General features: G+C 35.1%; 16 protein-coding genes. 14 read left to right on the top strand and 2 right to left on the bottom strand.

Going from position 1 to position 17,784, the window contains the following annotated elements:
• The 13 genes from AAEO59_RS01550 (at position 1) to AAEO59_RS01490 (ending at position 13,442) form a co-directional block, all read left to right on the top strand.
• Positions 1–243, top strand: coding sequence for a cytochrome C oxidase subunit IV family protein (locus tag AAEO59_RS01550; RefSeq protein WP_341698991.1), 243 nt, complete (start codon positions 1–3; stop codon positions 241–243).
• 158 nt (positions 244–401) lie between these two features.
• Entirely contained in the window at positions 402–1,832 is a 1,431-nt protein-coding gene (gene nirK / locus AAEO59_RS01545) for a copper-containing nitrite reductase (protein ID WP_341699120.1), read from the top strand.
• A 32-nt stretch (positions 1,833–1,864) separates the two neighbouring features.
• On the top strand, positions 1,865–2,242 hold the full coding sequence (locus AAEO59_RS01540) for a c-type cytochrome (RefSeq protein WP_407934911.1): 378 nt from the start codon (positions 1,865–1,867) through the stop codon (positions 2,240–2,242).
• Positions 2,243–2,268: 26 nt separating this feature from the next.
• Complete coding sequence (locus tag AAEO59_RS01535; RefSeq protein WP_341698990.1) at positions 2,269–3,072, top strand: formylglycine-generating enzyme family protein; 804 nt, start codon at positions 2,269–2,271, stop codon at positions 3,070–3,072.
• Positions 3,072–3,707: an SCO family protein gene (locus AAEO59_RS01530; RefSeq protein ID WP_341698989.1), complete on the top strand. Its 636-nt coding sequence runs from the start codon at positions 3,072–3,074 to the stop codon at positions 3,705–3,707. The genes AAEO59_RS01535 and AAEO59_RS01530 overlap by 1 nt, the downstream gene beginning before the upstream one ends.
• A 2-nt stretch (positions 3,708–3,709) precedes the next feature.
• Positions 3,710–4,972, top strand: a complete 1,263-nt coding sequence (locus AAEO59_RS01525; RefSeq protein ID WP_341698988.1) for an alginate export family protein — start codon at positions 3,710–3,712, stop codon at positions 4,970–4,972.
• Positions 4,973–5,165: 193 nt separating this feature from the next.
• Positions 5,166–6,641: an MFS transporter gene (locus AAEO59_RS01520; RefSeq protein ID WP_341698987.1), complete on the top strand. Its 1,476-nt coding sequence runs from the start codon at positions 5,166–5,168 to the stop codon at positions 6,639–6,641.
• A gap of 27 nt (positions 6,642–6,668) precedes the next feature.
• Positions 6,669–8,330: an MFS transporter gene (locus AAEO59_RS01515; protein ID WP_341698986.1), complete on the top strand. Its 1,662-nt coding sequence runs from the start codon at positions 6,669–6,671 to the stop codon at positions 8,328–8,330.
• A 309-nt stretch (positions 8,331–8,639) separates the two neighbouring features.
• Positions 8,640–9,689 (top strand): MFS transporter, encoded by a 1,050-nt coding sequence (locus AAEO59_RS01510; RefSeq protein WP_341698985.1) that lies wholly within the window; start codon positions 8,640–8,642, stop codon positions 9,687–9,689.
• Positions 9,690–9,827: 138 nt separating this feature from the next.
• Positions 9,828–12,044, top strand: a complete 2,217-nt coding sequence (locus AAEO59_RS01505) for a molybdopterin oxidoreductase family protein (protein ID WP_341698984.1) — start codon at positions 9,828–9,830, stop codon at positions 12,042–12,044.
• A gap of 21 nt (positions 12,045–12,065) precedes the next feature.
• A complete protein-coding gene (locus tag AAEO59_RS01500; protein WP_341698983.1) occupies positions 12,066–12,635 on the top strand; it encodes a 4Fe-4S dicluster domain-containing protein in 570 nt (189 codons plus the stop codon).
• Positions 12,636–12,646: 11 nt separating this feature from the next.
• A complete protein-coding gene (locus tag AAEO59_RS01495) occupies positions 12,647–13,168 on the top strand; it encodes a Rieske (2Fe-2S) protein (RefSeq protein WP_188494418.1) in 522 nt (173 codons plus the stop codon).
• 19 nt (positions 13,169–13,187) lie between these two features.
• The gene (locus tag AAEO59_RS01490; protein WP_341698982.1) at positions 13,188–13,442 is read left to right on the top strand and encodes a DUF6755 family protein; all 255 of its coding nucleotides are present in this window, start codon (positions 13,188–13,190) and stop codon (positions 13,440–13,442) included.
• Positions 13,443–13,515: 73 nt separating this feature from the next.
• On the opposite strand, the gene AAEO59_RS01485 is transcribed toward AAEO59_RS01490, so the two are convergent.
• The gene (locus AAEO59_RS01485; RefSeq protein ID WP_341698981.1) at positions 13,516–14,013 is read right to left on the bottom strand and encodes a hypothetical protein; all 498 of its coding nucleotides are present in this window, start codon (positions 14,011–14,013) and stop codon (positions 13,516–13,518) included.
• A gap of 77 nt (positions 14,014–14,090) precedes the next feature.
• Positions 14,091–16,541, bottom strand: coding sequence for a TonB-dependent receptor (locus AAEO59_RS01480; protein WP_341698980.1), 2,451 nt, complete (start codon positions 16,539–16,541; stop codon positions 14,091–14,093).
• A 208-nt stretch (positions 16,542–16,749) separates the two neighbouring features.
• Here AAEO59_RS01480 and AAEO59_RS01475 point away from each other — a divergent pair, with 208 nt between their 5' ends.
• The gene (locus AAEO59_RS01475; protein WP_341698979.1) at positions 16,750–17,775 is read left to right on the top strand and encodes a 2-hydroxyacid dehydrogenase; all 1,026 of its coding nucleotides are present in this window, start codon (positions 16,750–16,752) and stop codon (positions 17,773–17,775) included.
• Positions 17,776–17,784 lie beyond the last annotated feature (9 nt).

Raw genomic sequence — 17,784 nt, 5'->3', positions numbered from 1 at the left:
ATGAAAAAATCACTGGTATTTACGTATGGATTATTGATTGTCTTGACTTTGGTTACTGCTTTAATTTCAAATGCTGACCTTTTTTCTGATGATATAATCCTTTTAATTCTGTTTTTTTCTTCTATAAAATTCCTGTTAGTTGCTTTCCAATTTATGGAACTGAAGAAGGCAAATTCGTTTTGGAAATATAGTTTAAGTCTGGTTTTAGGAGTCTTGGTTTTAGTTGTTTTTTTGATGAAATAAATGAGAATAAAAAGTGCAAACATGACAAATATCATAATAAAGGATGTTTTTGTCTTTTATATTTGTAATACAAATCAAGACAAATTTAACACCAAATAACTATGAAACCCAAACTAAATTTAAAGAAACAAAGCATCAGAATTGCTGTAGCAATTGCAATGGCTTTTGGTTTGTTTTCTTGTGCCAAAAAAGAAGACAAAGATGCTCAATATTATCAGAGCATTAAAACAGATGGTCAAAAAGAAGCCGAACTTACAGCACCGCCATTGGTTCCTAAACCGGTGGGAGACCGGGCGGCGATGAAACTGATAGTCAATATGGAAATTAAAGAACAGGAAGGTGAAATGGCCGATGGGGTAAAATATACCTATTGGACTTTTGGCGGTTCTGTTCCGGGAAGTTTTATCAGAACCAGAGTGGGTGACGAAGTCGAATTTCACTTAAAAAACCATCCTGATAACAAAATGCCGCACAACATCGATTTGCATGCCGTAACCGGACCGGGTGGAGGAGCAACTTCTTCTTTGGTAGCGCCGGGACACGAAAAAGTATTCAATTTTAAGACTATAAATCCCGGTTTGTATGTGTATCACTGTGCCACAGCGCCTGTTGGGATGCACATTGCTAACGGAATGTATGGTTTGATTTTGGTCGAACCCGAAGGAGGATTACCGCCGGTGGATAAAGAATACTATGTGATGCAAGGGGATTTTTATACCAAAGGAAGTTATGGCGAACAAGGAAAACAACCCTTTGATATGAATAAAGCCATCAAGGAACAAGCTGATTATGTAGTTTTTAATGGAAAAGTAGGAGCGGTAACAGGAGATAAAGCCATTACGGCCAAAGTAGGAGAGACGGTTCGTATTTATATGGGTAATGGTGGGCCAAATTTGGTTTCTTCATTCCATGTTATTGGGGAAATCTTTGACAAAGTACACATCGAAGGAGGAGATGTAATTAATAAAAATGTACAAACTACTTTAATTCCTGCGGGTGGTTCAGCCATAGTCGAGTTTAAAGTGGATGTTCCGGGAACTTTTATTCTGGTTGATCACTCTATTTTCAGAGCATTCAACAAAGGAGCTTTGGGAATGCTAAAAGTGGAAGGCGATGAGAATAAAAAAGTCTATTCAGGAACAACTCAGGAAGGAATTTATTTGCCTGAAGGCGGAACGATACAAAACATGCCAAAAGAGAATGGTACTGCGAAAAACGTTGTGGCTAAAACTGTTCCGGAGCAAATTAAATCAGGTAGAGAATTGTACGGAAGAACCTGTTTTGCCTGTCATCAATCAGAAGGACAAGGAGTTCCGAATGCTTTCCCTCCGTTAGCAAAATCGGATTTTCTGAATGCTAATCCTAATAGAGCCATTAGCGCTGTATTGCATGGATTGAGTGGAGAAATTACAGTAAATGGTAAAAAATTCAATAATGTCATGACCAGTCAGAATTTAACTGACGAAGAAGTCGCCGATGTGTTAACCTATGTGTACAACAGTTGGGGAAACAATAAAACAGTTGTAACTCCGGCCAAAGTAAAAGCAATCAGAGCAAAGCCGGCACCAAAAGTAACAGCCGAACATTAAAAATTCAAATAAATAATAAATAGGAAATACCAATGAAAAAGTATGTATTAAGTATCGTAATGATGGGAATAGGTTTGTATGGTTACAGTCAGAATGCAACCAAAGGAAAATCAATTTATATGCAAACCTGTGTTGCCTGTCATCAGGCAACAGGAGTAGGGGTGCCGGGTGCTTTTCCTCCTTTGGCTAAATCAGATTATCTGAACAAAGATGTTAACAGAGCTATCAAAGGAGTCGTAAAAGGATTGAACGGTCCTATAGTTGTAAATGGCAAGAAATTTAGTGGAGCCATGCCTCCTCAGGCATTAAGTGATCAACAAATTGCCGACGTACTCACGTATGTATATTCAAGCTGGGGAAATAGCAAAAAAGTTGTGACAGCAGTTATGGTAAAGGCGCAGCGAAAATAAAATAGTCATTTTAAAAGCAGTGAGTCATGATACAGGCAAGAATAGTTTTATTCTCATTTTTATTAGGAATTGGGACAACGCTTTGGGCTCAGAAAACACCAATGGTTTCAATAAAAGGAGGAACTTACGTTCCTCTTTATGGAACTGCCGATAAGAAGCCGGTTGCAATCACTGCTTTTGAAATGGATGCGTATCCGGTTACCAATGCGCAATATCTGGCTTTTGTAAAAAAATATCCAGCTTATAGTCGCTCTAAAATGAAAGGACTTTTTGCAGATAAAAGCTATTTAAGCCAATGGGAAAGTGATTTTGATTATGGTAAAAATAATTTGAGTAATGCTCCCGTAACTAATGTTTCCTGGTTTGCTGCTAAAAAATATTGTGAATGTCAGGGAAAACGTTTGCCAACCATGGACGAATGGGAATATGTGGCAATGGCAGACGAAAAACGAATCGATGCCAGAACCAAAGAAGCTTTCAACAAATACATCATGTCCTGGTATGAAAAACCAAAAACTTATGCTAATCCGATAGGGCAGACTTTTAAAAATTATTGGGGCGTTTACGATATGCACGGATTGGTTTGGGAATGGACGGCCGATTTCAACAGTATTTTTCTTTCCGGCGAATCCAGAAAAGATAAGGATACCGATAAGAATCTCTTTTGCGGAAGCGGTTCAGTAAATGCTACCGATTTAATGAATTATGCTGCCTTTATGCGCTATGCTTTCAGAGGCAGTTTAAAAGCGCGATACACTACAAGAAATCTTGGATTTCGTTGTGCTAAAGATAAAGTTGCTCTTGCAAAAACTATTCAAAATATAAGATGATGAAATCAAAAATAGAATGCCAGAAAATAAAAAAAGGAATCATAAGCTTGCTTTTTTTAGGAATATTTGCGTTGGCAGTAACATTACAATCCTGTAACCAAAAAGTAAAAGCTGCTGAAAAAGACAAAGCGATTTCTGATTTATCTATTTATAATCTTCCTTCAAAATGGACGAATCAAAACGGACAAAATATCGAAATGAAAGATATGAAAGGAAAAGTTTTGGTGATGGTGATGATTTACACTTCCTGTAAAGCAGCTTGTCCCCGTTTGGTTGCTGATATGCGTAATATCGAACAGCGTTTGCCGGAAAATATCAAAGACAAGGTGCAAATGGTTTTAGTGAGTATTGACCCGGAAACAGACACACCTAAACGTCTCAAAGCTTTTGCTATCGAAAATAAAATGAATAGTAATCAATGGGTTTTCCTGCGTTCTACCGAAGAAAATACACGAGAGTTTGCAGCGGTTTTGGCAGTAAATTATAAAAAAGTTTCACCAATGGATTTTTCTCATTCTAATATCATAAGCGTATTCAATGCCGACGGAGAACTGACATATCAGCAAGAAGGTTTGAGTGTTAACTCCGATCCAACAATTGCTAAAATCAAAGAAGAAGCTCAAAAAATAAATTAAATATGAAAGCACTAAAAATAATCGGTTTATCATTCATAGCAATGATAAGTCTGGGAACTTATGCACAGGAATTGGATGCCAATTTACAATTCAGACCTCGTTATGAATATCGAAACGGATTTAAAAGCCCGATGTCAAACGGAGAAGATGCAACTTCATTTGTTTCTCAGCGTTCCCGTTTGAATTTGAATTTCAAACAGGAAAAATTAAAAGCCAAACTGACTTTACAGAATATTCGAAGCTGGGGTGATGTTAGCACAACTGCTACCGCAGATAAAAATGGAGTGGCTGTTTTTGAAGCCTGGGCACAATATGATTTTAGTCCTAATTGGAGTGCCCGCTTTGGACGTCAGGTGATTTCGTATGACAATCAGCGTATTTTGGGTGAAATCGATTGGATACAACAAGGACAAAGCCATGATGCCGCTCTGTTTTCTTTTCATCCAAAAAATCATCAACTGGATTTAGGTTTTGCAATGAATGCCAATGCTGAAAATTTAGTCGCTCCCAAAACGCCTTATACCACTAACTATAAATCGATGCAATATGCCTGGTATCATACGCAATTTGGTAAAATAAATACAAGTCTTTTATTGCTGAATACGGGTTATGAATTTGAAAAATCGGTTGGAAATTTAGAAGTCGATTACAAACAAACTTTTGGAACCTATCTTGTTTTTAAAGATAAAAAATGGGATAGCAATTTAGGTTTGTACGGACAAACAGGAAAAAATTTTAATAATAATGTCAGTGCCTGGTATGCCGGAGCTAATTTAGGATATGCCTTAACTGATGCTTTTAAAGCTAGTTTAGGATATGAATTCCTCTCAGGGAAAGATCAGGACAATACGAGTTTGACTGTCAAATCATTCAGCCCAATTTTTGGGACCAATCACGCTTTTAATGGTTTTATGGATTATTTCTACGTAGGAAATCATCAAAATAGTGTGGGATTGCAGGATGCTTATTTGAAATTAAATTATTCTCTTAAAAAATGGCAGTTTACCTTAACTCCCCATGTATTTAATGCGCCCAATACAGTTTTAAATGCATCTAATGAAAAAATGGACAGTTATCTGGGAACAGAAATTGACTTTACTTTGGGATATGCTGTTCAAAAAGACATTATGGTTTCTGCCGGATATTCTCAAATGTTTGCTTCTGCAACTTTAGAAAGACTTAAAAATGTAACCGATGCTGGAAATACTAACAATTGGGCGTGGGTTATGATTTCATTTAATCCTAAACTATTTTCATTAAAATAAAGTCTATTAATTCGTTTTTTTTTAAGAACCTCTATAGGAAAGCTTTTGGCTTTTAATAGAGGTTTTTTGTGTTTAAAAATAAATTATATTTGAGTTAGTTGAATTTAGTAAGAATATAAAACTTGCTGATATTTATCATATTTATAGATAAAGGACTATTTTATCTTTACATCATAATTAAATCAGGGAATTTATGAGCAATTTATCACAGTCACATCGTATTTTATTTTTGAATACACTGGCATTCACAATCAGTTTTGCCTGTTGGACTTTAAATGGTGTTTTAGTTACTTTTTTAGTAGATAGAGGAATTTTCAATTGGTCGGTTGTTGAGGTAGGATGGTTGTTAGGATTGCCTATTTTATCGGGAGCTATTTTTCGTTTGCCAATTGGAATTTTAACTGATAAATACGGTGGTAAAAAAGTATTCTCAGCTTTGTTATTGCTTTGTGCTATTCCGTTGTTTTTATTGCCATTTGCCGGTTCATTTTGGGAATTTGCCATATTGAGTTTCTTGTTTGGATTAGTAGGAACCAGTTTTGCTGTTGGAGTAGGTTATACTTCAGTTTGGTATCCTAAAGAATGGCAGGGGAGAGCCTTGGGGATTTTCGGAATGGGAAATGCAGGAGCTGCGGTAACTACGTTTTTTGCACCAACTTTATTAAATTTTTTATCAGAAACAGATGCTGATAACGGCTGGAAAATGCTTCCTGTGATTTATGGAATTGTATTGGTAGCAATTGGATTATTGTTTGTGTTTTTTGCCAAAAATAAAAAAGCAGCAACAGTATCCCGATCAACTTCAGAGTTATTGGCTCCTTTAAAAAATGTACGTGTTTGGCGATTTGGAGCTTATTATTTCTTAGTCTTTGGATGTTTTGTGGCTTACTCACAATGGTTGTTACCTAATTTCATGAATGTGTATCACACCACTTTAGTAATGGGAGGAATGTTTGCCACTTTATTTAGTTTGCCATCAGGAATTATCAGGGCTTTTGGAGGTTATTTGTCTGATAAATATGGAGCAAGATCGGTTATGTATTGGGTTTTAGGTTCTTCAATAGCAATTAGTTTTTTATTGATGTTTCCTAAAATGGAAGTTTTTACATCAGGTCCCGGAGTTTTAGCCACAAATAATGGAGTGGTTAATCAAATATCAGCTTCTGAAATTAAAGTAGGAGAAAGAACCTATAATGTTAATGCAAAATCAACCATTAGTTCATCTGATTCTGATATTTTGCCTGTTCGAAATTCATGGCAGGAAATCGTAGTCAAACAAAATCAGGAAGTCAAAAAGAAAGAACTGTTGGCAGAAGGAATCACCCAAATAAAGTTTAATGCCAATATGTGGATTTATCTTGTACTGGTAGTTTTAATCGGGATTTCCTGGGGAATTGGTAAAGCAGCTGTTTTTAAACACATACCTGAATATTTCCCTAATGAGGTGGGAGTTGTAGGTGGAATGGTGGGATTAATAGGCGGTTTAGGCGGATTTATAGGGCCAATATTATTTGGATACTTATTGAATGCAACGGGGTTATGGACGAGTTCCTGGATATTTATCTTCCTGATTTCTGTGGGCTGTTTATTATGGATGCACCGAACCATTATTAATATTATGAGAGAAAAGATGCCTCAGTTTACAAAAGGAATTGAGCGCAACCAATAAAATATAATAATTTTAAAAAATAATATTATGGATACTTACTTAAAAAAAATAGGATCAGAGCCTGAAAATGTATCTAATGAAACCCAAACCAATCAAAGTACTACATGGTTGACCAAGTGGGAGCCTGAGGATGAAGCATTCTGGGCAGCAACAGGTAGCAAAATTGCCTGGAAAACATTAACAGTAACCACTCTTTCATTAATCTTATCATTTGCTTCCTGGTTTATGATGAGTGTCATTGCGGTGAAACTTCCCGGACTTGGTTTTTCATTTTCTAAAGATCAGCTTTTTTGGTTGGTCGCTATTCCGGGATTAGCTGCGGGTTTTTTACGAATTATACACACCTTTATTCTGCCTATTTTCGGTACAAGGCATGTAGTGACTGTGGCAACTTTACTCAAATTAATTCCAGCAATTGGAATCGGGTTTGCAGTGATGGATACGACTACTCCATTTTGGGTATTTGTTCTTTTGGCTATTACCACTGGTTTTGGTGGCGGAGATTTTTCATCTTTTATGCCTAGTACAAGTCTGTTTTTTCCAAAAAGATTAAAAGGAACAGCATTGGGAATCCAAGCGGGTATTGGAAATTTTGGGGTTTCTTTAGCGCAGTTTATTACTCCGATTATTTTGAGTGTTAGTATTTACGGGACCACTTCGGTATTTACAAGTATCGATGCCAAAGAAACACAAAATGTTTTAACAGACTCAACAATTGAAAAGCAAAAAGAAGTTTTTGCTGCTTTGGACGTCAAAACGCAAAATAAAATTTTGGCTACTGTAAAGAAACCGGTTTTAGATTCAGTAACAACTGCCGTAAAATCAGCAGATAATACAGTAGTTTTTACAGCTTTGCCTTTGGAAGTAAAATCTAAAGCCATAGCTAATGCCAATCCTAAATTAGCTGAAAAAATATTAAACAAAATAAGCCCTCAAAATGAGGCGGTAAATAAAAGGAGTATCTATATTCAATCTGCTGCATTTTGGTATATTGGTTTTCTCTTGGTTTTGGCGTTTATGAGTTGGTTTTTTTTAAAAAGTATCCCGATGAAGGCTTCGGTAAAAGAGCAGATGGATATTTTTAAAAACAAACATACCTGGTATTGTACAATTACTTATCTAATGACTTTTGGAACGTTTGCAGGATTATCGGCAGCTTTTCCTTTGATGATAAAATTTTTATATGGTGATTTTCCAAATGCTCCGGATCCGTTAGTGTATGCTTTTTATGGTCCGCTTATTGGTTCTGCCAGCAGAATAGCTTTTGGATTTATTGCAGATAAAGTAGGAGGAGCCATCTTGACAACTATTACAGGTATTGGGATTTTAGCAGGAGCTGTTATTTTAATTACTCAGGGATTAGTATCTCCTACCAGTATGGATCAGTTTCCGTTATTTGTTGGTGTAATTTTAGCAATGTTCTTTTTTACAGGTATTGGAAATGCGGGTACTTTTAGACAGTTTCCAATTATTTTTTCAGAGAATCAACGACAAGCAGCAGGTGTTATTGGTTGGACAGCAGCCATTGCAGCTTTTGGACCTTTCATTTTTTCAAAATTAATAGGAAATAATATTTCAGCAAACGGTTCAGTGGTACAATTCTTTATGGGACTAATTGTTTTTACCATATTGGCAACAATAATTAACTGGTGGTTTTATAATCGAAAAGGATGTGAAAGACCAAGTTAAATGAAGTACTACTTAATTTGAACATTCATTGAACTAAGCTTATATTCAATAAAGCAGTCCGTTTTTTACAATTTTATATCGAAAATTAATGGTTTGATGACAATTGATGGGATTTATTGTTGTAAATTAGTGATCTATACGTGAATTATAACATATTTAAGTGTTTTTGTACTTTAGAAAACTACTTAAGTAGTTTCACTTAGTTTTTCTTTTGTTTAATTTTACTCCCGAAGAAAAGCCTTTGGATTTTTGGATAAAATAGATTTAAAAACGGATTTGTAATTGTAAGCGGTAATACTATAAATTAAAATGAAAAACAGAACATATAATGTAAAAGCATTGCTCATTGCCACACTACTTTCAGTATTTATGATTGTGTTAGTGTTTTATGGCTCCAGAGAATTGCAAAATTTTGATGCGGCTTTAATTACCTATTTATTTGGAACTGTATTCGCTTTCTTTGGGATTGTTTACCGTTATACAGTATGGTTGCAAAGACCACCTACTTGGATTTATTTCAAAAGAGGAATTTCTTTCCTGTTCACAGGAAAAGTGTTTTCTCATTTTTGGTTTGCTTCTAAAGAATCTATAGAAAATATAGCGTTTCAAAAATTTATTTATCCAAGAGGAAAATACCGCTGGGTGGCGCATTTTATGATTGCTATAGGCTGTACTTCTGCTTTTTTAATCACCATTCCTCTTACATTTGGATGGATTCACTTTACGATGGCTCCTAATTCGATTTCGGTTTACGAAGCACATTTCTTTGGTTTCAAAGTAATGGATTTTGAATTGGATTCTATCATGGCATTCCTGACATTTCATGCGTTGAACTGGTCGTCTTATTTGGTGATTTTTGGTTCTGTTTATTATTTAAGAAGACGATTGACTAATCCGGGATTGATTGCAACTCAAACTTTTGAAGGCGATTTGTTACCACTTATTTTATTGATTGCTATTTCGGTTACAGGATTGGGACTGACTTATTCGTACCAATTCATGAAAGGTTTTGCTTTCGACTTTTTGGCGGTGCTTCATGCTGTTACGGTAATTATGTTCCTGATTTGGATTCCGTTTGGAAAATTTTTCCATATCATTCAGCGTCCGGCACAAATTGGAGCACATATATATAATAAGGAAGGAAGAAGAAAAGGAATGGCAGTTTGTCCACATACAGGTGAAGAATTTGCGACCAAATTGCATATTGATGATTTGAAACTAGTGACTAAACAATTAGGTTTTGATTTTTCCATGGAAGACGGAGGTTCGCATCTGGATTTGAGTCCTGAAGGAAAAAGAGCCCGATTGGCACAAGCGCACCTGAGAGCAAGACAAACAGGCGGTAATTTATTTGGATAATTAAAGATAATACCGATTATGTATTCAATATAGCTTAATAAAAATTAGTCTATTTTCATACTATATCGGCATTATACCTGTCACGAAAGCTTACGGGAGAAAATTTTATAATTATAATTGGTATAAAAGTATATAAACATGGCAAAATTACCTGTTTCAGAAGAGCATATTATCGCACAATTTGGACCACATAAAAATTATAGTCCAAAGGAAGGCTATGAAGGAAGAGATGAACCGGATGAGTTGGTTAAAACACATTGTTGTTTTTGCGGAATGCAATGTGGAATTCAATTATCTGTAAAAGAAAATAAGGTAGTAGGATTTGAACCCTGGATGGAATTCCCTTTCAATGAAGGGCGTCTTTGTCCAAAAGGTGTACAACGCTATTTGCAAAATAACCATCCAGACCGACTTTTGAGTCCGCTGAAAAGCGTTCCGGGACAGGGATTTGTACCTACTTCTTGGGATGAAGCATTGACTAAAACGGTTTCGGAAATCAAAAGAATTCAGGAAAAATATGGTAAGGATGCTTTTTCGATGCTTTCGGGAGTTTCATTAACCAATGAAAAAAGTTATTTGGTGGGAAAATTTGCTCGTGTGGCATTAAAAACCAAAAACCTGGATTACAATGGACGTTTGTGCATGGTAAGTGCCGGTGCCGGAAATAAAAAGGCTTTTGGACTTGACAGAGGATCTAATAACTATTCGGATTTAGAATATGCCGAGGTAATTATTGTAGCAGGAGCCAATATTAGCGAAACCTTCCCTACATTGACCCATTGGATTTGGAAAGCCAGAGACCGAGGAGCAAAAATAATAGTGATAGATCCAAGGATGATTCCCTTGGCAAGAACAGCCGATATTCATTTGGATGTACGTCCGGGAACCGATTCGGCTTTGTATGGTGCGATGTTAAAATATTTGGTTGATAACGATATGTTAGACCACGATTTTATAGATAATCATACTTCTGGTTTTCAGGAAACGTTAGATGCAGTAAAAGACAATACGCTCGAATGGGCAGAAGAAATTACCGGAATTAAGAAAGAAAAAATTAAAGCTGCCGCTGAGTTATGGGGTAAAGCGAAAACGAGTTTCTTACTTCATGCCCGTGGAATTGAGCATCATTCTAAAGGAGTGGATAACGTTTTGGGTTGTATTAATTTGGTTTTGGCAACAGGTAGAATTGGAAAACCTTATTGCGGTTATGCAACTATTACCGGACAAGGAAATGGTCAGGGAGGTAGAGAACACGGACATAAATGTGATCAGTTACCCGGGAACAGAGACATTGAAAACCCGGAACACCGTAAATATATTTCGGAGGTTTGGGGAATAGATGAGAAAGATTTACCCGGAAAAGGCTTATCGGCTTATGAAATTATCGAAGCCATCCATCGGGGAGAAATTAAAGGATTATTGTCTATTTGTTTCAATCCATTAGTCTCTTTACCTAACAGTAATTATGTGCGTGAGGCTTTGGAAAAGTTAGAATACTACGTTTGTATTGACTTTTTCTTAAACGAAACCGCTCGTCATGCCGATATAGTTTTAGCGGGTTCATTACAAGAAGAAGAAGAGGGAACAACTACCTCTGCCGAAGGGCGTGTGATTCGTATTCGTCAGGCTGTAACACCTCCGGGGAATGCTCATACCGATACGGCTATCATTCTGGAATTAGCCAGACGTTTGGGAGTTAAAGATAAATTTACTTATGAAAACAGTGAAGCTATTTTCAACGAATTGCGTGTAGCATCCAAAGGAGGAACAGCCGATTATTACGGTATCACCTATAAAAAAGTAGAAGACAATATGGGGGTTTTTTGGCCATGTCCAAGCGAAGACCATCCGGGAACACCGCGTTTATGGGAAGACAGAAAGTTTAAAACACCTGATGGGAAAGCACATTTTAATCCTGCGCCTTATAAACTTCCGGGTGAAGTAACCTGTGTTGATTATCCTGTGATTTTGACTACAGGACGTGTAGTTTCTCAATATTTAAGTGGGACACAAACTCGTAGAATTGGAAAATTAGTAGATCAGTATCCTGAGCCATTATTGGAGATTCATCCTAAATTGGCACAACAATATGGAATCAAACAAAGAGAATTAATTCGCGTTTCTACCCGAAGAGGAGAAGGGGTTTTTCCGGCTAATATTGTTGAAACGATTAGGGAAGATACTGTTTTTATTCCGTACCACTGGTCAGGAAAAAAATCGGCAAACCAATTGACACCGGGAACTTTAGATCCAATTTCTAAAATACCTGAATTTAAAGTTTGTGCCTGTCATTTGGAACCACTTAATGAAATCGCTCCGCCTTCAAGTGAATCGACGGCTTACGCTAGTGTTTAATCTATAAAGAATTGATATAAAATGAACTATACTAGTTTTAATAAAAATGAAGAGTTTTTTGTAGATATGCAACGTTGCATTGGCTGTAAAGCTTGTGAAATGGCTTGTGCTGAATGCGAGACAAACGGTCAGGAAACTATGATTCATGTTAATTATGTGGATCGTGCTGCTACCGTGCAAACTACAGTTCAGGTGTGTATGCACTGCGATGATCCGGTATGTGCTAATGTGTGTCCGGCTGATGCAATATCCAAAGACGAATTCGGAATTGTTCATACAGCTAATACCGAAAGATGTATTGGTTGCTCTAATTGTGTGATGGCTTGTCCTTTTGGTGTACCCAAAAAAGAAGAAAACTACGATTTGATGATGAAGTGTACCATGTGTTATGACAGAACCAGTGTGGGCAAAAAACCAATGTGTGCTACCGTTTGTCCAAGTGGTGCTTTGTTTTATGGTACAAAAGACGAAATTCAGGAAATGCGTCCTAACAGTACACCTGTAAATAGTTTTGTATTTGGAAAAGAAGTAGTGAATACGAAGGTCAATATTATGATGCCTAAAGGAAGTACTGAACTGATAATATATTAAAGAATACACTCATGTCAAAAGAAGATAATTTAAATAAAAATTGGAAAAAAGATTTTCCAATTGAAAAACAACAAGCTACTAACGTAAGCCGACGTGATTTCGCAAAGTTTTTGACTTTGGTTTCCGGAGGATTAATGGTAGGTAGTGGTTTAGTTGCCGCTAAGGCTTATATGTATCCCAAAGAAGAAGTAGAAGGTGAGCATTTTGTATGTAAAAAAGAGGAAGTACCATTAGGAGGAACCCGCGCTTTTGTAATCGAAGGCAGTACTATTCCTTATATTTTGATTCATCTGGAAACGGGCGAGTTTAAAGCTTACGAGCAGAAATGTACCCACCTTTCCTGTTCTGTTTTTTACAAGCCAGGAACCGGAATAATCCATTGTCCTTGTCACGAAGGATCATTTGATGCAAAAACAGGAGATGTTTTGGCAGGACCACCGCCAAGAGCCTTACCAAGTTTGGATGTGTTTTTTAAAGGAAATGAGGTATATGTAAAAGCAGCAACTCCAATTCAGGAAGCGAAACTAGGATAAATCATTAAAATAAATCAGTATGAGTAATTTTAGAAGAAGTCAAAACCAGTCTAATCCTAATAAATTAAACGCCATTCTTTCGTCGTTGATTTTTATATTGATACTCAATGTGAGTATCCAAATTTGGTTGTTATATGCTTCGTTAAACAATGCTCTGGATAACAACAAAGAAATTCTTATTCCAGCATTTGTTGCTTCCTTAGTGTTGTTTTTAATAGGTTTTAGTTGGCTTTATTATTTGCCAACGGGAAATAATGGTCATGCTAAAAAATAAACAGATTTCTATCATCAGCATAAAAAAGGGATTAACTTTTATTGAGTTAATCCCTTTCTGTTTTTGAAAAAAGTTACTTTTTTACGTTAGTACTGTCTTTGTGCATCATGCCTTTTTTCATGCTACGACGCTCATGTTGTCTCATACCTTCACGATGATCTTTTCTGAAATCTTCACGATGATGTTTTTTCATTTCGTCCCATTTTGCAAATTGGTCAGCCGAAAGGATTTTTTTCATTTTTGCTTTCATAGCAATTTGCTCATCTAACATTTTACTTTTTATGGCAAAAAGTTCATCAGAAGTTGGTTTTTCTGTTTTCGCTTTTCTGTCTTTCATAAAAGCTTCTTTTTTTGCGTTTTGTTCAGCAATGATTTTACCCATTTCCTTTTGTTGAGCAGCATTCAAATCTAAATCCAATGTCATTTTTTTTAACATCAATTCATTGCGCTGTTCTGGAGTGAATTTTTCTATCGGTTTGCTATCGTGTCTAGCCGGTCTTGGTTGTTTTTCTTGTGCATAAGTTGATAGTCCAATTGTTGCTATCAATGCTAATGTGATTAATTTTTTCATGATGTATATTTTTTAATTTTTTAGTTAAGACTGAGTAAGTGAGCTAAAGTTTAATGTGTTAAGAATAAATTATGATTTTATTTTTTTATTTGATAACTGCTTTGAACTATTATAGGGATGCCATTATTTGTTATTCCTTCTAAGTTGAGGTTCACAGTTGTATCTACTTCATTGTTATAATAGGAAAAGCTGGCATTTCCTTTTTCATCAGGTTGAATATAAGGGTTCCAATATAAGGTGTTTCGAATATCTGCTTGATTATTTTCTGATGGATTTGGTTTGCTGTAATCAGGAGAATAGAAATATCGGGTATTTTGATATCCATTGACGGGCATTGTTACAGAGTGAAAAACTTTTTTACTCGAGTTAATACCTTTTCCGAGTTTGGTATAAATAAGAATGGCTCCATTTGCACCTTGTGAGCCAAATACGGCTGCTCCAGGGCCTTTTATAGTTTCAATTTTAGCAATATCATCAGTAGCAATACTTGATAAAACACTAATCTCCGTTTCTGCACCGTCAACTATAATAAGAGCTGGCCCATTATAACGATTAAAACGAATCGAATTTGCAGAAGCTGTTATGTTTGGAATGGCGACTTGTAAAAGGATAAAAATGTTAGAATATTGCGGACCTTTTTCTTCGGGAATATAGGTGTAATCAGCAAAACCATATTGGCTGGGTGAGGAGTCTTCTTTTTTCTTTTTTGAAGTTATAATCACATCTTTCAATTGGTTTTCTTCAGGGATATTAAAAAGGATGTTTTTATTGTGAAGGTTTGCTTTGATTAGGTTTATTTTATTTTCTTGATTATTTAGAAATTTATAGCCTTTGAAGTCAATAGTAGTGGGTTGGTTGTAAATTGAATCTAATATAAATTCACCACTATTTTTCCCTTTTTGATTTTTAGTATTGAGTAGCATTGTGGCAGTACCTTTGAAATTTATATTGTTAAATTCAAATTTTCCGTTAACATCAGTGGTGTCGTTTAGCATTATAGAGTTTCCTTTGTTTAGAAGTACCATTTGTACTAGATTATTTTCTTTTACAGTAGTACCAAACAAATTCTCAACTTTTCCAGCAATTGTGATTCCTTTTTCGACTTTAAAGTTTTTATTTTCGTTGAGATTTGGGAATTTTTTCCAAACAAAATCACGCCATCCCTGGGTTAGTAAAAGTAAGTCTAAGTGAAATAATCTTCTAGGATTTGAATTGTTAAAATAGTAATTTGGGTTATGAACTTTTCCTTTGATATCAGATGCCATCAGGAAATAAGAGCAAATGTTTATACCATCATCAAAATTTTCGTTTACCCCATTAGTATCAGTTGCTGCTATCGAAAAGTTGGCCACTAAAGGATTTCCTTGTTCGTTTTTAGCCGTAAGAGTAATGTTTACTTTTTCCTTTGGCGAATAGTTCTTTTTTTCAGGAGTAAGTGATATATCAATATTCTGTTTTTTTTCAATATAAACTAATCGTTCGCTTTGAGGTCGGGACTGATTATCATAAAGTGTAAGTTGCGTAATGCCTTCCGGGAAATTTTCTTCGGGTAATATAAAGGAAAGCTTAGTGTCTTTTAAAGTTTGTGTTCCTTGAAAGTAAGTTATGCCTCTGGTTGTGCAAATAAGCGTTAAGTCAGAATTAGGATTTTGATTTAGAGTAGCAGTATTTGTTTTAATAGTGACTACTTTTTTCTCATCAACGGTATTAATACTTAATGTGTAACCTGTTTTTTGAACATCAGGAAGCGTTACTTTGATTTCGTTATTGTTTGGGGTGATTATTTTAGCATAATATTTTTGATTTTTTTCAGGTTGAATGATGAATTTGCCCATGCCATCATGGACGCTTTTAAATAAGTTGATTTGTTTTTCATTCGCATCAAAAATTGTCCCTCTTATTTCAATTGGATTTCCATAAGAATCTGTGGCTTTAAAAGCTACATTACTAATCACATCTTCAATAAGTGAACCTCCTTCAGGAAAAAAATCAACGATTATTTCAGGTGTATTTTCAAGTTTTGGATTGTCTTTTTTGTCTTTTGAAATTGCTTTTGTGTTGTTTTCTTTAGTTTGGATTGCTTTTTCTTCATTGGGCGTGATAATTTGAATTTCTTTTTTGAAAACAAAATCATCACCATAATTCCGCATCCAATTCGTATAAGCTCTCAATTGATACGTGCCGGGCTTTATACCAAGTGAATCAGCTAATATAAAATCACCATGTCCAAGACCTCCTTCAAGATTGGTGATGTTACGGCTGATTATTTTAGATTCAGGCGATATGAGTTCTACATAAAGTATTTTGCTGTGATCAAAAAGTTGATTGGTATAGGCATAAACGGAATAAGCTTTGTACCACAAAGATTCTCCAATAGAGTAATAGTTATTATCCGTGTGAAGGTATATTTTTTCAATTTCCGGTGGATTTTTTTTTGCTTTTTCAATTGAATCAGTTAGTTGTTGTGCAAAATTGGTAGAAGTTATGCTAAAAAAAAGTATTAATAGATAAAATAGTTTTTTTGTCATAGCAGTATTTTTTTGGTTACGTTAGTAATAAAGATGTCTTTTTTTAATTGTGAAATATTTCAAATAGAGTTCTTTTAAAAATTTAAATGTAATCTATTTATTATATAGACTTGTTATTTTAGGTTTGGTTTAATATTTTCGTTTTAAATTTATTTGGGCTTAAAATTGTCTATTATTTAAAATCGAGAGAATTCCTTAAAAACAGTTTATGAAAAATACCCATATAACAATAAAACCTAAAGTTGCTTTTTTTTCTACTCAAACGTATGACAAAACTTTTTTTGAAAAGTACAATCTGGATTTTGAGTATCAGTTGGATTTTTTTGAAAGTCAATTGAATGAACAAACAGTGACGCTGATTAATAATGTTGATGTGGTTTGTGTTTTTGTAAATGATATTGTGAATGCAGAAGTTATAAAACAATTGGCGGAGCAAAACGTAAAAATAATTGCTTTACGTTGTGCGGGTTTCAATAATGTTGATCTGGAGGAAGCAAAAAAACACCATATAAAAGTTTGTCGAGTACCTGCTTATTCTCCGGAAGCTGTTGCTGAGCATGCTATGGCAATGATTTTGACATTGAACCGAAAAACACATAAAGCATACAATAGAGTTAGGGAGCAAAACTTTTCGTTAAACGGTTTGTTAGGTTTTGATTTGCATGGTAAAACTGTAGGGGTGATAGGAACAGGAAATATAGGTAAAGCTTTTGCTAAAATTGTAAATGGTTTTGGATGCAAGGTTTTGGCTTTTGATTTGGTTCCAGATGAGGAATTGGAGAAGATAGGGGTGACTTATGTTTCTTTGGAAACTATTTTTAAAGAATCAGATGTGATTTCGTTGCATTGTCCATTGAATGAGAAGACTAAATATTTAATTAATAAAGAAACGATTTCAATGATGAAAAATAATGTGATGTTAATTAATACCAGTCGCGGTGCTTTAATTGATACATCCGATGTGATTCATGCATTGAAAAAAGGAAAAATTGGTTATTTAGGTATCGATGTTTATGAACAGGAAGAAAAGTTATTTTTCAAAGACCACTCCGAAGATATAATTGAGGATGATAAAATTCAACGATTGATGAGTTTTCCAAATGTTTTAGTTACAGCGCATCAGGCTTTTTTTACTAATGAGGCGTTGACTCAAATTGCTTTAGTGACTTTCAATAATATAGAATCACTGCTGACTCAAAACGATATTGATAATAAAGCGGCTTTGTTAGCTTAGAAAATACAA

Origin of the sequence: Flavobacterium flavipallidum (assembly GCF_038289905.1) — a bacterium.
GTDB lineage: Bacteria > Bacteroidota > Bacteroidia > Flavobacteriales > Flavobacteriaceae > Flavobacterium > Flavobacterium flavipallidum.
Note: the sequence above shows the minus strand (reverse complement) of the source record. Positions and strands in the feature narration are given on the sequence as shown.

Bases quoted from the DNA above. Each gene is read 5' to 3' on its own strand.
- AAEO59_RS01550 (WP_341698991.1), top strand. From the start codon at position 1: ATGAAAAAATCACTGGTATTTACGTATGGATTATTGATTGTCTTGACT.
- nirK (WP_341699120.1), top strand. From the start codon at position 402: ATGGCTTTTGGTTTGTTTTCTTGTGCCAAAAAAGAAGACAAAGATGCT.
- AAEO59_RS01540 (WP_407934911.1), top strand. From the start codon at position 1,865: ATGAAAAAGTATGTATTAAGTATCGTAATGATGGGAATAGGTTTGTAT.
- AAEO59_RS01535 (WP_341698990.1), top strand. From the start codon at position 2,269: ATGATACAGGCAAGAATAGTTTTATTCTCATTTTTATTAGGAATTGGG.
- AAEO59_RS01530 (WP_341698989.1), top strand. From the start codon at position 3,072: ATGAAATCAAAAATAGAATGCCAGAAAATAAAAAAAGGAATCATAAGC.
- AAEO59_RS01525 (WP_341698988.1), top strand. From the start codon at position 3,710: ATGAAAGCACTAAAAATAATCGGTTTATCATTCATAGCAATGATAAGT.
- AAEO59_RS01520 (WP_341698987.1), top strand. From the start codon at position 5,166: ATGAGCAATTTATCACAGTCACATCGTATTTTATTTTTGAATACACTG.
- AAEO59_RS01515 (WP_341698986.1), top strand. From the start codon at position 6,669: ATGGATACTTACTTAAAAAAAATAGGATCAGAGCCTGAAAATGTATCT.
- AAEO59_RS01510 (WP_341698985.1), top strand. From the start codon at position 8,640: ATGAAAAACAGAACATATAATGTAAAAGCATTGCTCATTGCCACACTA.
- AAEO59_RS01505 (WP_341698984.1), top strand. From the start codon at position 9,828: ATGGCAAAATTACCTGTTTCAGAAGAGCATATTATCGCACAATTTGGA.
- AAEO59_RS01500 (WP_341698983.1), top strand. From the start codon at position 12,066: ATGAACTATACTAGTTTTAATAAAAATGAAGAGTTTTTTGTAGATATG.
- AAEO59_RS01495 (WP_188494418.1), top strand. From the start codon at position 12,647: ATGTCAAAAGAAGATAATTTAAATAAAAATTGGAAAAAAGATTTTCCA.
- AAEO59_RS01490 (WP_341698982.1), top strand. From the start codon at position 13,188: ATGAGTAATTTTAGAAGAAGTCAAAACCAGTCTAATCCTAATAAATTA.
- AAEO59_RS01485 (WP_341698981.1), bottom strand. From the start codon at position 14,013: ATGAAAAAATTAATCACATTAGCATTGATAGCAACAATTGGACTATCA.
- AAEO59_RS01480 (WP_341698980.1), bottom strand. From the start codon at position 16,541: ATGACAAAAAAACTATTTTATCTATTAATACTTTTTTTTAGCATAACT.
- AAEO59_RS01475 (WP_341698979.1), top strand. From the start codon at position 16,750: ATGAAAAATACCCATATAACAATAAAACCTAAAGTTGCTTTTTTTTCT.